This window comes from Bacillus sp. B.PNR1 (assembly GCF_030386235.1).
Classification (GTDB): Bacteria; Bacillota; Bacilli; order Bacillales; family Bacillaceae; genus Bacillus; species Bacillus stercoris.
On record NZ_JANYMN010000001.1, the window covers coordinates 2,002,023 to 2,015,313 of the forward strand.

At 46.1% G+C, this 13,291-nt stretch carries 12 protein-coding genes; 4 read left to right on the forward strand and 8 right to left on the reverse strand.

From position 1 onward, the window contains the following. Positions 1-5: 5 nt before the first annotated feature. From NZD81_RS10510 to NZD81_RS10530, 5 genes are all read right to left on the reverse strand, one after another. Entirely contained in the window at positions 6-581 is a 576-nt protein-coding gene (locus NZD81_RS10510; RefSeq protein ID WP_040083551.1) for a TetR/AcrR family transcriptional regulator, read from the reverse strand. Positions 582-730: 149 nt separating this feature from the next. Then, positions 731-2,143, reverse strand: a complete 1,413-nt coding sequence (gene hemY, locus NZD81_RS10515; RefSeq protein ID WP_103031822.1) for a protoporphyrinogen oxidase — start codon at positions 2,141-2,143, stop codon at positions 731-733. 14 nt (positions 2,144-2,157) lie between these two features. Continuing rightward, positions 2,158-3,090, reverse strand: a complete 933-nt coding sequence (hemH, locus tag NZD81_RS10520) for a ferrochelatase (protein ID WP_282374138.1) — start codon at positions 3,088-3,090, stop codon at positions 2,158-2,160. A gap of 71 nt (positions 3,091-3,161) precedes the next feature. Then, on the reverse strand, positions 3,162-4,223 hold the full coding sequence (gene hemE, locus NZD81_RS10525; protein WP_282374137.1) for a uroporphyrinogen decarboxylase: 1,062 nt from the start codon (positions 4,221-4,223) through the stop codon (positions 3,162-3,164). A gap of 121 nt (positions 4,224-4,344) precedes the next feature. Next, positions 4,345-6,489: a transglycosylase domain-containing protein gene (locus NZD81_RS10530; protein WP_282374136.1), complete on the reverse strand. Its 2,145-nt coding sequence runs from the start codon at positions 6,487-6,489 to the stop codon at positions 4,345-4,347. Positions 6,490-6,610: 121 nt separating this feature from the next. Between NZD81_RS10530 and hmoB the strand changes: the two genes are divergently transcribed. From hmoB to sndC, 4 genes are all read left to right on the forward strand, one after another. Further along, positions 6,611-7,111, forward strand: coding sequence for a heme-degrading oxygenase HmoB (gene hmoB, locus NZD81_RS10535; protein ID WP_014663410.1), 501 nt, complete (start codon positions 6,611-6,613; stop codon positions 7,109-7,111). A 93-nt stretch (positions 7,112-7,204) separates the two neighbouring features. Continuing rightward, complete coding sequence (locus tag NZD81_RS21280; protein WP_250634793.1) at positions 7,205-7,345, forward strand: hypothetical protein; 141 nt, start codon at positions 7,205-7,207, stop codon at positions 7,343-7,345. 108 nt (positions 7,346-7,453) lie between these two features. Then, on the forward strand, positions 7,454-8,845 hold the full coding sequence (locus tag NZD81_RS10545) for a hypothetical protein (RefSeq protein WP_282374135.1): 1,392 nt from the start codon (positions 7,454-7,456) through the stop codon (positions 8,843-8,845). 72 nt (positions 8,846-8,917) lie between these two features. After that, the gene (sndC, locus tag NZD81_RS10550) at positions 8,918-10,108 is read left to right on the forward strand and encodes an N-acetyl amino acid acetylase SndC (protein ID WP_282374134.1); all 1,191 of its coding nucleotides are present in this window, start codon (positions 8,918-8,920) and stop codon (positions 10,106-10,108) included. Between the two features lie 18 nt (positions 10,109-10,126). On the opposite strand, the gene NZD81_RS10555 is transcribed toward sndC, so the two are convergent. From NZD81_RS10555 to ecsA, 3 genes are read right to left on the reverse strand one after another with little or no spacing between them, the layout of a single operon-like run. Next, positions 10,127-10,834, reverse strand: coding sequence for an EcsC family protein (locus tag NZD81_RS10555; protein WP_069839091.1), 708 nt, complete (start codon positions 10,832-10,834; stop codon positions 10,127-10,129). 21 nt (positions 10,835-10,855) lie between these two features. Next, entirely contained in the window at positions 10,856-12,082 is a 1,227-nt protein-coding gene (gene ecsB / locus NZD81_RS10560; protein ID WP_071582288.1) for an ABC transporter permease EcsB, read from the reverse strand. Then, the gene (gene ecsA / locus NZD81_RS10565) at positions 12,075-12,818 is read right to left on the reverse strand and encodes an ABC transporter ATP-binding protein EcsA (RefSeq protein ID WP_014663403.1); all 744 of its coding nucleotides are present in this window, start codon (positions 12,816-12,818) and stop codon (positions 12,075-12,077) included. The genes ecsB and ecsA overlap by 8 nt, the downstream gene beginning before the upstream one ends. Positions 12,819-13,291: the final 473 nt, after the last annotated feature.

Genomic DNA, 13,291 nt, shown 5'->3' on the forward strand with positions numbered 1-13,291 from the left:
ATTATCTAGTTGGCTGACAATCCATTGACAACATACAATTCAAGCAGTTCCGCAATTGTCTCTTTATCAAGCGGGGGATGTTGTTTTTCCCAGTCAAAAATGAGCGCGATATAAAGCTTCAGCATCACAAAGGCCGTCAATTCAGGATCGCAAGGCTTGATTGCGCCGCTTTTGATCCCGTCTTCAATCTTACTTTTGATATAAGACAGTATGGCTTGCTCCATTTTCTGGATCACTTCCTGAACTGCCATTGTACCAATCTCGGCATTCTCTTGGAAAATCTTAATCGTCAGCTGATGTGTTTTCCTGAACTCCAGAATGGCAAACAGCGCTCTGTGCACATTTTCATGGAACGGAAGGTTCGGCTCCATCGCTTCATCCGCTTTTTGCTTCATTTCCTTCAATAAAGTTGTGAAAATCTCGTCAAACAGTTCTTCTTTGTTTTTGAAAAAAGTATAAATGGTTCCCTTCCCCACATTCGCAAGCTTTGCGACAAGGTCCATGGTCGTCGCTTTATACCCGAACTGCGTGAAAGACTTTGTAGCCGCCTCCAAAATGAGCTTTTTTCGATCTATTGACATCGTATATCACCCCAAAACTGACCGTTTGAACATTTCAGTCATTAAGTACATATGCAAATGTATCATAACCTGCTGCTCAATTCAATCATTTTTTTACACAATATTGCCATCGCACAGCATAAAAAAACCTCCGCTTTATGGCGGAGGTTTTAACTGAATAAATAGGTAAGCGCGTCAGACACGGCAGCTTTTCCTTGATCAATGCAGTCGGGTATTCCGACACCTTCAAAAGAAGCGCCTGTCATATAAACACCCGGATATGCGGCTGCCAGTGATTCACGCAGTTCCTTGATGCGCTGCTTATGGCCGACATGATACTGCGGCATGCTTTCATGCCATCGGGTGACACATGTCATTTCCGGTTCGCCGTTTATGTTCATGACTTTCTTTAAGTCTTCTAACACAATGTTGATAATGTCATTATCTGATAGATCGACAATCGATTCGTCTCCGGCTTTTCCGACATATGCCCGAAGCAGCGTTTTGCCTTCCGGCGCTGCGTGCGGCCATTTTTTGTTCGTCCACGTACAGGCTGTGATCGCAAAATCACTGTTTCTTGAAATGACAAAGCCCGTTCCCTCATGCTCCATTTGGACGGCGCCTTCCGGGAAGCCTAAAGCGACGTTTGCCACGGATGTGGAGTGCATATTTTTCAAATGGGAAATGGCAGGAAGCTCAGAAAGCATTCCCGCAGCCGCTTTATGCGGAGCAGTCACAATTACTGAATCAGCATCAAGTGTGACACCGTTATCCAGTTCAAGCGAGTAGCCAGAGCCGCCACGGCTGAGCTTGGTCACTTTTGTGCCTTTATACACCTTCGTCAGCTTTAATTGCTTTTCGATCTCTTCAACAAGGGTTTGCAATCCGGTTGACAGAGTCTGGAACTGTCCTTGTTTCTTTGCCGTCAGCTGCTGGCCTGAGCCTTGAGGCCTTGTTTTTTTCATGCCGAGAATCAGGCTTCTATGCTTTTGTTCCGTCTGGTAAAACTGCGGGAATGTCGACATCAGGCTGAGCTTATCAATGTCGCCTGCATAGATCCCTGAGAGAAGCGGCTCGATTAAGTTCTCGACCACTTCATCTCCGACACGTCTGCGAAAGAATTCTCCCAATGACTGATCATCCTTTGTTTTGCTTGCAGGCAGGATGAAATCCATAGCAGCTCTCGCCTTACCGGACAAGGAAAACAGACCCGTAGAAACAAACGGCGCAATTTTTGTCGGTATCCCCATTACAGCGCCCTTCGGCATTGGATGCAGGGTGCGGTTTACAAGCACATAGGATTGTCCTGTCGCATTGTTGACAAGCAAATGCTCAAGACCTAAATCTTTAACAAGCTGCGGGGCGCTTTTCTTCCGTTCCAGAAATGAGTCTGGCCCTCTTTCGATGATATATCCGTCTTTCTTGACAGTCTGGATTTTTCCGCCGACTCTCGGACTTGCCTCAACAAGTGTCAGCTCAAGCGGCAGATTCTTTTCTTTGATTTCTTTTTCCATATAGAAGGCGGCGGCTAAACCGGTAATGCCGCCGCCGATGATGACTACATGTTTTTTTCCGTCACTCATGTTCATCGCCTTCTTTAACGTCCTAATTTTTTTAATACGACTGTTGCCAAAGCATCAATAAACTCAGGCTTGGCATTCGGCATTTCCGGCCGGTAATAGCTTGCGCCGATATCGTCTGTAACCACTTTGCATTCATAATCATTATCATAAAGCACTTCTAAGTGATCCGCGACAAACCCGACAGGAACATATACAAACGCTTGATAGCCTTTTTGTTCAAATAAATCGCGAGTTAAATCCTGAACATCAGGTCCGAGCCATGGATCAGGCGTGTTCCCTTCACTTTGCCAGCCGACAGCATATTCGGAAACGCCTGCGCCTTCAGCAATCAATTTCGCCGATTCATGAAGCTGGTTCGGATAAGGGTCTCCAAATTCTTTGATTTTTTCCGGCAGACTGTGCGCGGATACGATGAGCATCGCATTTTCTCTTTCATCCTCAGGCATTGACGCATATGTTTCCTTCACTCGGTCAACCCAATATTTAACGAACTTCGGTTCATCGTACCAGCTTTCAACAGACGTAATCGTTAAACCGCCGAGTTTTTCAGCCTCTTCTTTGGCACGCTTATTGTAGGACTGAACGCTGAACGTGGAGAAATGCGGCGCCAGCACGATGCTGACTGCTTCTGTAATGCCGTCTTTATGCATCTCTGCTATAGCGTCTTCAATAAATGGCTCGATATGCTTCAGTCCGATATACGCTTTAAACGTGATCTCGTCCTGAATCTCATTCAAGTGCTGTTCCAGATTATGTGCCTGCTCTTCTGTGATTTTGGCAAGCGGTGAAATGCCGCCAATTGCTTCGTATCTGTCTTTCAAATCTTGAAGCATTTCAGGTTCAGGCTTTCTGCCTCTTCTGATATGTGTATAATAACGTTCGATATCTTCTTCTTTATAAGGCGTGCCGTACGCCATCACGAGAAGCCCCATTTTCTTTCTACTCACTGTTTACACCCTCTTTAATGATCTGATACAAACATTTTGACAGGATATCACCATGATACCAAAAGATATGCTTAGGAATATTGACCTATTTTCTTGTTTTGTGAATATTTATGGACAAATGCTGTCAGTTTTTTCAAGACCTCAGGACTGACGTCAGGAAATACCCCGTGTCCCAGGTTAAAAATGAAGTTGTCCGATTTCATTCCTTGATCAAGTATTTCCGCCGTTTTCTTCTCAATGACGTCCCATGGCGCAAGCAAAATGGACGGGTCCAGGTTGCCTTGCACTGTTTTGGTGATTCCTTTTGATCTGGCTTCATCAATGCTGAGTCTCCAATCCAGCCCGACAACATCGAGAGGAAGGTCATGCCAGTCAGCTGCCAGGTGGCTTGCACCAACGCCAAACATGATCAGCGGCACATTCTCCCCGGCAAGCTCTGAAAAGATCCGGTTCATCACGGGTTTGATGTATGTTCTGTAATCTGCCTGATTCAGCGCGCCGACCCACGAATCAAAGATTTGAATCGCTTTTGCGCCTGCTTTAATCTGCGCTTTCACATACACAATGATCATGTCGGCAAGCTTGGACATCAGCAGATTCCATGCATCCGGCATGCTGTACATGAAGGCTTTTGTTTTATTGTAATTTTTAGATGGGCCGCCCTCGATCATATAGCTGGCAAGCGTAAAAGGCGCACCTGAGAAACCGATGAGCGGGACGTTCAGCTGCTCATTGACAAGCAGTTTAATCGTCTCAAGCACGTACGGCACGTCCTGTTCCGGATCAATCTGGCCGAGTTTTTCAATGTCCGCCAGAGACCGGATTGGCTGATCAATCACAGGACCGATCCCGTTTTTGATTTCAACATCCACACCAATTGACGGAAGCGGAGTCATGATATCTTTATATAGGATTGCAGCATCGACTCCGTATTGCTCAACCGGCAGTCTTGTGACATACGCACAAAGTTCGGGCTGATGGGTGATCTCAAACAATCCGTATTTTTCCTTCAGCTTACGATATTCCGGCTGTGAGCGACCTGCTTGTCTCATATACCACACAGGCGTGTGATCCGCTTTTTCTCCCCGCGCAGCTTTTAAAAACGTCTCGTTAAACGTTTCTCGTTTACTCATCTGATTTCCACCTTTCATACTGCAACCATACGTTCGTATTTCTTGACTTATTACACTATACCTTGTTTTAGGCAAATGGTATAGAAATGAAGCTCAAAGTTCAAAAAATCGCCGAATTCCATTAAGAGGAAAACAATTTCGGCTGAACGTAATCGGTTCCTTCCCCTTCTCTTTTTGTCTGTGAATTATAAGGCACAATTTTATATGACGCGCCCGAAAACAAGTTGGCATAAGGGATTTCATAGCTCCCCTTCCCTTCAACCGAATCAAGAAGCGTCTCCTTTCCGTCCTTGTTTACATAAATTCTGTATACAACCCGATCATCCTCTTGGGCATCCCACTTTAATTCAATAGTAAAGAGCCCCGCTGCTTTAAATGTGTAATCGGCTGTAAGTGTTTTGACCGGCTTCAGCTCAATCGGACTTTCCAGTTCTTTGACGTTTTTAGGCTTTGTGAACACAGCACCGGTTTCTCCTGCCTGTGTCAAAATATCCTTAAACAGCCGCGTCGGGTACGAGCTCCCGGATTTTAAATAATGATTTCGGTCCGTTTTGTCATAGCCCATCCAGACTGCCCCGGTTATTTTCGGCGTATAGCCTGCAAACCAGGCGTCCTTTGTCGCTCCGGAGACGCCTGTATAAGTTGTAGAACCTGTTTTTCCCGCCAGATCGCCGTGATAGATGCCAGACGTGGCCGTTCCTTTTTTGACTACCTGCTGCAGCATTCTTGTCATATTCCAGGACGTCTGCTTGCTGAATACCCGTTTTCCTTCTCCTTTATGATCGGCTATTGTTTCCCCGTCTTCATCTATTATGCTTGAGATAAAGAACGGTTCAGTATACGTCCCATTCGCGGCAAATGTATGAAATGCGCCGGCAAGCTGAAGCGGTGAAACGCCTTTTTCCAAGCCGCCTAGAGCAAGAGCAAGCCCTTCATCAGGAATATCAATGCCGTTTGCTTTCAAATAAGATTTTCCTGTTTCGACGCCGATCTCATTCAGCGTCCAGACAGCCGGCGCGTTTTTGCTATACGTAATAGCATCAGACATAGTGACTTCGCCCTCATACTGGCTGTCGTAGTTTTTCGGCGTATAATCTCCGTAGGACTGCAACTCATCCTTCAATAGAGAATATGGCTTAAATTTCTTTTCCTGCATCGCCGGTCCGTATACTGCGAGCGGCTTAAATGTGGAACCCGGCTGGCGGACAGCTGTGACACGGTTATATCCTTTGGATGTGTAATCCCTTCCGCCGATGGCCGCTTCTACACCGCCTGTCTTGTTATTAATAAAGACCGCGCTTCCCTCGGCATTCTGATCTGTTCCGGGATAATAGCTTCCCTCTTTCATCACCTGATAAGCCGTCTTCTGCAGCTTCGAATCAAGCGGCACCTTGATCGTGTATCCGCCTTGAAGAAGCTGCTCTCCGGAAATGGAATACTTGTCTTCTGCCTCTTTGATCACAAGGTCAATGTAACTGTCAAACCAAGGTGTTTCCGACTGTTTCTTCACGTGCAGTCCAAGCGTCCGGCCCTGCGCGGTGACAGCCTCCTTCGCACTGATATAGCCTTGGTCATTCATCATACCTAGAATTGTATCACGCCGCTCCTTACTTTTATCAGGGTGCAAAATCGGAGAGTACGTAGAAGGCGCCTTTGGAATAGCGGCCAAAACAGCGCCTTCAGATACAGTCAAATCTTTTACTTCTTTATTAAAATAATAGTGGGACGCCGCTTGTATGCCGTAGACCCCGTGTCCGAAGTAAAGCTGGTTCAAATACATTTCAAGCAGCTTGTCTTTGCTGTAATCCCGTTCAAGATTGATCGCAATGATCACTTCTTTTGTTTTTCTTAGAAACGTTTTGTCATGTGTCAAAAAAATATTTTTGGCAAGCTGCTGGGTGATTGTGCTTCCGCCTTCCACCTTTCCGCCTGCTAATATATCGCGGTACACTGCCCTTCCGACAGATTTCGCATCAATGCCGTGATGCTCATAGAATCTTTTATCTTCAACAGCGATAAACGCTTCTCTGACTTGCTTGGGAATCTCATTGATCGAAACCGGCTCGCGATTTTCTGTATACAGGCTTGCAACCTCATCGCCGTTTTGATCAACAATTTTTGAAGAAGCATGAAGTATCAGCTTCTTTTCATCTATGACATAATGGCCGAGAAGAATAATTGAAATATATCCTATTAAAGCGAGAAAAGCAGTTAACACTAAAATAATGATAGGTATAAAAAGTTTCTTTTTCTTTATCTTAAACATGAACTCACCTCGCCTTTCTAAGGGTAGTATGGGAAAAATTGTTTGGAATTATGTTCGAAGCACTCGCCAATAGAAACTTATACCATTGTTTTGGTATACTAGCAAGCAGGAGGTGGCTGATATGAAGGTTTATATTACATATGGGACAGCCGATTTTTTAAAAAAGATCGTTGAGAAGCATCCCTCAGAGCATATCCTTTTGATGCAGGGGCAGGAAAACGCGATTTTGATTCATGAAACAAACGGAGATACCGTTTTCCAGGCACCACATGCTTATGAAGTCATTGACCAAGTCGGAGAGATCAAGCATCCCGGTTTTGCAGTATTGAACAATATTGCCGTCACTCAGGAAGGGCGACCGCTGTTTGAAAACAGATTTAAAAACAGAGCGGGAAAAGTCGAAAATGAGCCTGGCTTTGAAGCAATTCGAGTGCTCCGTCCGCTTGACAGTGACACCTATGTCATTCTGACATTGTGGGAAACGGAAAGTGCCTTTCAAGACTGGCAGCAGTCCGGTTCTTACAAGGAAGCCCACAAAAAACGTGGCACGTCTGCCGGAATTGACACGACGTCGATCTTCTCCCGGCCTTCGTACGTCACCACATATTTCGCTGTCGAATAGCTGCCGGCATGTCCGGCAGCTTATTTATTGGGAGAAAAGCAAAATGAAGCATACTTGCCCAGTCTGCGGGTTTAAGGGATTGACGGGTACGAGATGCAGCACGAGGATGGTTCATATTTAGAACCTGCGGAAAGCATCATCGCCTACAGAAAACAGCGGCTTGCTGACGGTGCTGTTATGTTTTCTCCTGATTGCTGTCCAGCGCAACAGAAAAAAGTGAAAAGCATGTTTTAACTGAACAGCTGAAACGTATCAATGCTGATCTTCCATCATAACCCAGACTTCTGTCCCGCACCTTCCGCCCGCCTATGAATAATCTGTAGGAAGCGGAAGGAGTGATTAATGATGGAAGTCGGGATTTTGCCTATCCATGTTCTATACGTGTTGTTTATCGGGGCGATTATCCTATTTATGCTGCTGCGGAAAGATACGACCTTTATTTCCTTATTCGGCATTTTTATCATATCGCTATGGGCCAGCCATTCACTTTCAGCTTCTGTCAGCAGCTTGTTCCACAGCTTTATCTATGCGGCCGGCGAACTGCTGCCCACGATTTTCATCATTTGCTTTATCGTTTCGATGAGTGATTTATTAACAAAAACAGGGATAAATGAAGCGATGATTTCTCCCTTTACAAGCCTTGTGAAAGGGCCCGTGACTGCCTACTGGCTGATTGGAGGCCTGATGTTCGCCATTTCTCTCTTCTTCTGGCCTTCTCCGGGTGTCGCTTTGATCGGCGCCGTCCTGCTCCCGGCAGCCGCACGCGCCGGTTTGACGCCTCTTGCAGCAGCCATGGCCATGAACTTATTCGGACATGGTTTTGCCTTGTCAGGAGACTTTGTCATTCAGGCGGCGCCAAAGCTGACTGCGGATGCAGCAGGCATTCCAGTGGGTGATGTCGTCTCGGCCAGCATTCCGCTTGTGCTGATTATGGGTGTGACAACAACAACCGCTGCCTTTATCATGATTCAGCGCGAGCACAGAAAACAGGAGCATCCCGCTTCTATTTCCCCCGTTTTTTCCGGCGATCAAGACAACTCACTGTTCTTGCCAAAACGCATGCGGTCCATTCTGGCTTTTTTGATTCCGCTTGTCTTTCTTGCTGATATTGCCTGCATGCTCTTGTTTAACCTGCAGGGAAATGATGCAACCGCGTTAATTGGCGGGTCTGCGATTTGTATCCTCCTAACCGTTCATATTCTCGTGTATAAGCATAAAGGGCTTGAAAAAATCACCGGCTATTTTATTGACGGGTTTAAGTTCGGTTTTAAGGTTTTCGGCCCTGTCATCCCGATTGCCGCTTTCTTTTATCTTGGGGACTCAGGCTATGAAAGCATAATAGGCGTTTCACTCCCTAAAGATTCCCACGGCATTGTCAACGATCTCGGCATTGCTTTATCCCATATGATGCCTATGTCAAAAGAGCTTGCCGCCGCTGCATTAACTGCCGCTGGAGCCATAACGGGCCTCGACGGCTCAGGATTTTCAGGCATTTCTCTCGCCGGCTCCATTGCAAAGCTCTTTTCGTCCGCTCTCCATGCCGACCCCGCCGTCCTGACCGCACTCGGACAAATCTCTGCCATTTGGGTGGGTGGAGGCACACTGGTCCCATGGGCGTTGATTCCCGCTGCGGCCATTTGCAAAGTTGATCCATTTGAACTAGCCAGAAAAAACTTCATTCCCGTCGCGATTGGCCTTTTCGTGACAACAATCGCAGCCGTGATGATGCTTTAAAACAGCGTAAGTTGAAGTTTTCAGAATTTTCCTATACAATCATGGAAAAGCATAGAAAAGGGGGAAGCGGCTTTGTCCATATCCACACTGCAGAAAGAGATAAACAAACAGCTCGACAGCTGTTTTGAAGAAATGATTGAGATCAGGCGCCATTTCCATATGTATCCTGAGCTCTCGTTTCGAGAAGAAAAAACCGCCGCATTTATTGCTTCCTATTATGAATCGCTAGGAGTCCCAATCCGCACGAATGTCGGCGGCAGAGGGATTTTAGCATATATAGAAGGAAGCGAACCAGGTCCTACAGTCGCTTTGCGGGCTGACTTTGACGCTCTCCCCATTCAAGATGAAAAAGACGTCCCTTACGCCTCCAAAGTGCCCGGTGTCATGCACGCATGCGGCCACGACGGCCATACGGCAACTCTTCTCGCAGTCGCCAAGGTTCTTCACCAAAACAGACATGAGCTGAAGGGAACTTTTGTGATGATCCACCAGCATGCGGAAGAATATTATCCAGGAGGCGCAAAGCCAATGATTGATGACGGCTGTCTCGAAAACGTGGATGTGATATTCGGCACTCATCTTTGGGCAACCGAACCGCTCGGAACCATTCTTTGCCGCCCCGGCGCCGTAATGGCAGCGGCGGACCGATTTACGATTAAAGTCCTTGGAAAGGGCGGCCACGGTGCTCATCCGCATGATACAAAAGACGCTGTCCTGATCGGTTCACAAATCGTTTCCTCTTTGCAGCACATTGTCAGCCGCAAGGTCAATCCCATTCAATCCGCCGTCATTTCGACAGGCTCCTTTATCGCAGACAATCCATTTAATGTCATCGCAGACCAAGCAGTACTCATCGGTACAGCACGTTCTTTTGATGAAAATGTCCAAGACATTCTGGAAAAAGAAATTGAAGCGGTTGTAAAAGGGGTTTGCAGTATGCACAGCGCGTCCTATGAGTATAACTATGAACGGGGCTATCCGGCGGTTGTGAACCATCCTGCAGAAACGAGCCACTTGGCCAGCATCGCCAAAAACATAGAGGGTGTTCAGCAGGTCATTGCCGGTGAACCGCAAATGGGCGGCGAGGATTTTGCTTATTACTTACAAAACGTGAAAGGCACTTTTTTCTTTACAGGTGCCGCTCTTGAACAGCCAGAGCGGGTCTATTCCCATCACCATCCGAAATTTGATATTAATGAAAAAGCAATGCTGACAGCAGCCAAGGTCCTTGCAGGCGCCGCGATCACCTACCATAAGCTATAAAAAAACAGCCGGGAATGTTTATTCTCCGGCTGTTTCCTTTATTATCCTCAGATGAAAAACGTGCCTTGCCGTCTCACCAAGCTGAGCCAGCAGCTTATAATTGGCAATCCCGCCGACTGCCGCTCCTACGCCCGGCAAAAGCTGAAAAAACTTCACGACGTCGATATAATCGCGATATTCCTGCTGGAACACTCTCCAGTCGATGCTCTTTTTCTCCGTCTCCCAATTTTCGATGACAGAAAAAAGCGATTTTCGGCCATCATCACTCGAAAACGCAAGCTGAAACACGAGCAGCAGGAACATTCTTTCTTGTGCATCCTTCACATCAAAGCCATATATTGAGGATAAAGTAAATAAACACCTCATCTTAATAGAAAGCAGCAGCGGGAAATCGGCAATGCCTAAAAATATGCCGCCTGCTCCAGTGCCGACTCCCTCAGCAGCCGCCACCTTCTGATAAGAAGCAATCGTTTTTTTCGCCAATTCGTTCTTTTCACTTAGCGAAAGTGTGCTTGTATCCTTCTTATAGGTAATGATATTGGAGCCCGCCATCGTCGCTTCCACCATTTTTTTCACGCTCTCAGTGACGACCGTATGGATTTTTTCAGGAATCCGCTCATTCACCTTCGTTTGCACACGCTTCGAAAAGCGTTCAAACATGGAATCCTTTCGCAAAAAATGCATTTTCCATTGAAGGGCTTCCTGCATCAGCTGATTATCTGTCATTTAACTACCCCTTTTTTAAGCTCACAGCTTGCCATGTTTTTTCAGTCTGGTTGTCATATAAGACGGCAGAACAACAAAAATCAGAACGGCAGAACCGATCAGCGCGTAAACAAAACCGGTCAAGCCGGCTGCATAGGCAGATGCAGCAGACATCAGCAGCGCTTGAACACTAAGTGCAGTTCTTAATAGAGAGAAATAGCTTTTCAGCTTCGTTTCTTTTTTCACAGGGTACAGCTCTTGAAGCGCCAGATGGTCAAAGTGGCCGAAGAGCGGCAGAAGCTGAATACCCGTAATGAAAATGGCAAACACAGTCAAAACCCCTGCAATCAGCGGGCTGGCTGAGACATACATGATGATCAGCGCGAAAATGATCGTTAACCTGACGAGAATGCCCAAATAATCACTCGAACGCAAAAAGGCGCGGGTGAACATATAGGCAAATGTTTTGCGCTGTTCAAACGGCACGAGCCGCAGCAAAAAGTCAAGATACGCTCTGCGTTTCGCTTGCTTTCGTAAATGCGGCACATCAGTGAACAGGTTGGCAATCCGATAGAAACGCTGCTTGCGTCTCAATTCGGACTCGATATGGCTCTCCCATTTAAACGTTTTCCGTTTTGCTGCCGAAGACATATACAGATAAAGAGCTGCCATAATGACATAGACAAGAAGCGCATACATATAAACAGATTGCAAAACAAAATAAAGAACGAGCGTATTCGCCGCAAAGCGAATAATGACATCCATCCGCTTCATGCTGCGGTCGTTTTGGAAGGTCATGCGCCATTCCATCACCTGATTCCACGCTTTCAGCAGCAAAAGCTGGACAAAGACCGCGGCATACGAAACGAGTGAAGCCCCCGGGGTGACTGCGAAATAAAGCGGCATCGCAACGATGCTCAGTGCAATCAGCGGAAACAGCTGAGACACATAGCTGTAGACAAACGCCTGCTTCAAGTAAGGCTCCATTTTTGATTCAAGAGGCAATAAGAAAACTAGGTCAGCCTCCTTCAAAAGCGTTCGCACATAAGAGCTTGTCAACACGAGCGAAAACAGCACGGCCATCACCCAAAAGGATGGAAAGTGAGCGGGGATGTCCCGTATCCATTTGCTGTACCAGCTTGCAGCGCCCGCTAGAAAAAAGATCAAAACAATGACGAGGTGATCGTTGAGCATATATTTCATGTATGTTCTTGTTTCTTTGATATGCTCCTGCAGCCGCGACTGCCAAATATCAAGCATATTATTCATGGCCAGCGTCTTCCTTTGTAAGCTCAAGATATAAGTCGTCCAGAGCCGCGTCTTTCATTCCAAACTGCTCTCTGAGCTCTGACAGCGTGCCGCGCGCCCGCACCTCGCCGTTATGTAAAATAATAAACGAATCACAATAGCGTTCTGCCGTTGCCAAAATGTGCGTTGACATCAGCACGCTCGCCCCGCCTTTTTTCGCTTCATTCATCCGCTCAAGCAGCGCGTTAATGGCAAGCGGATCAAGCCCCAGAAAAGGCTCATCAATAATGTAGAGCGCAGGCTCTGCCAAAAATGCGCACATAATCATTACCTTCTGCTTCATCCCTTTGGAAAAATGGGCCGGGAACCACTTCAATCTCTTTTCCATTCGGAATTCCTTTAATAGCGGAGGCAGCCTTTTCTCCATTGTTTCTTTTGACAGGCCATATGCCATGGCTGTCAATTCAAGATGCTCCATCAAAGTCAGTTCTTCATATAAAACAGGTGTTTCAGGTATATAGGTGAATTGTGAACGGTAGCCTTCCGGATCCTCAGCAAAGGTTTTACCGTTTAATTCGATTGAACCTTTATGCGGGTCCATCAGCCCGATGATGTGTCTGATTGTTGTACTTTTGCCAGCACCATTCAGCCCGATTAAGCCGACTATTTGATTCGGTTCAAGGGTGAATGATACGTTTTTTAAAACCGGATTTCTTGTATATCCGCCGGTTAAGTCATTTACCGATAGCAGAGACATAGTTTCTCCCCTTATAGTGTTTTTCTTCATAGTACCAAAAACAAGGCTTGATTTGAAACAATTCCCTTTTAACAAATGATGATTTTGCTGTCATAAAGAGACAGGGTTCTGGACATCATAATAGTCGTAGAGGAAAAGCATATCAACTGAAAAATGAGGTGTTTGTCAAAGACGTCTTAGAAACAGTTGGATAGAAAATAAACATGTCCAATGCTCAAACCATTTCTCTTCACTGAATTGATGAATTCTTCATGTATGAAGCAAATTGTCAAATGAGGTGTTTATCGCAGGAATCGTTAGGCATTAAACAAGTCTTCATTTTATTGACAAATGAGGTGCTTACCAAAGGCATAACACATTTTCTTCATATAAGCTCTTCCTCTGCATTCAGGGTGAACGCTCGCCGTTCATCCTGTTTTCTATTTTCTGCATTTCTGTGGTACGATGAGTGTATACATATTAAACAATTTCAT

Coding starts and splice junctions, on each gene's coding strand:
- NZD81_RS10555 (WP_069839091.1), bottom strand. CDS start 10,834: ATGACAGATAATCAGCTGATGCAGGAAGCCCTTCAATGGAAAATGCAT.
- NZD81_RS10510 (WP_040083551.1), bottom strand. CDS start 581: ATGTCAATAGATCGAAAAAAGCTCATTTTGGAGGCGGCTACAAAGTCT.
- NZD81_RS10530 (WP_282374136.1), bottom strand. CDS start 6,489: ATGTTTAAGATAAAGAAAAAGAAACTTTTTATACCTATCATTATTTTA.
- hmoB (WP_014663410.1), top strand. CDS start 6,611: ATGAAGGTTTATATTACATATGGGACAGCCGATTTTTTAAAAAAGATC.
- NZD81_RS21280 (WP_250634793.1), top strand. CDS start 7,205: ATGCAGCACGAGGATGGTTCATATTTAGAACCTGCGGAAAGCATCATC.
- ecsA (WP_014663403.1), bottom strand. CDS start 12,818: ATGTCTCTGCTATCGGTAAATGACTTAACCGGCGGATATACAAGAAAT.
- hemE (WP_282374137.1), bottom strand. CDS start 4,223: ATGAGTAAACGAGAAACGTTTAACGAGACGTTTTTAAAAGCTGCGCGG.
- hemY (WP_103031822.1), bottom strand. CDS start 2,143: ATGAGTGACGGAAAAAAACATGTAGTCATCATCGGCGGCGGCATTACC.
- ecsB (WP_071582288.1), bottom strand. CDS start 12,082: ATGAATAATATGCTTGATATTTGGCAGTCGCGGCTGCAGGAGCATATC.
- NZD81_RS10545 (WP_282374135.1), top strand. CDS start 7,454: ATGATGGAAGTCGGGATTTTGCCTATCCATGTTCTATACGTGTTGTTT.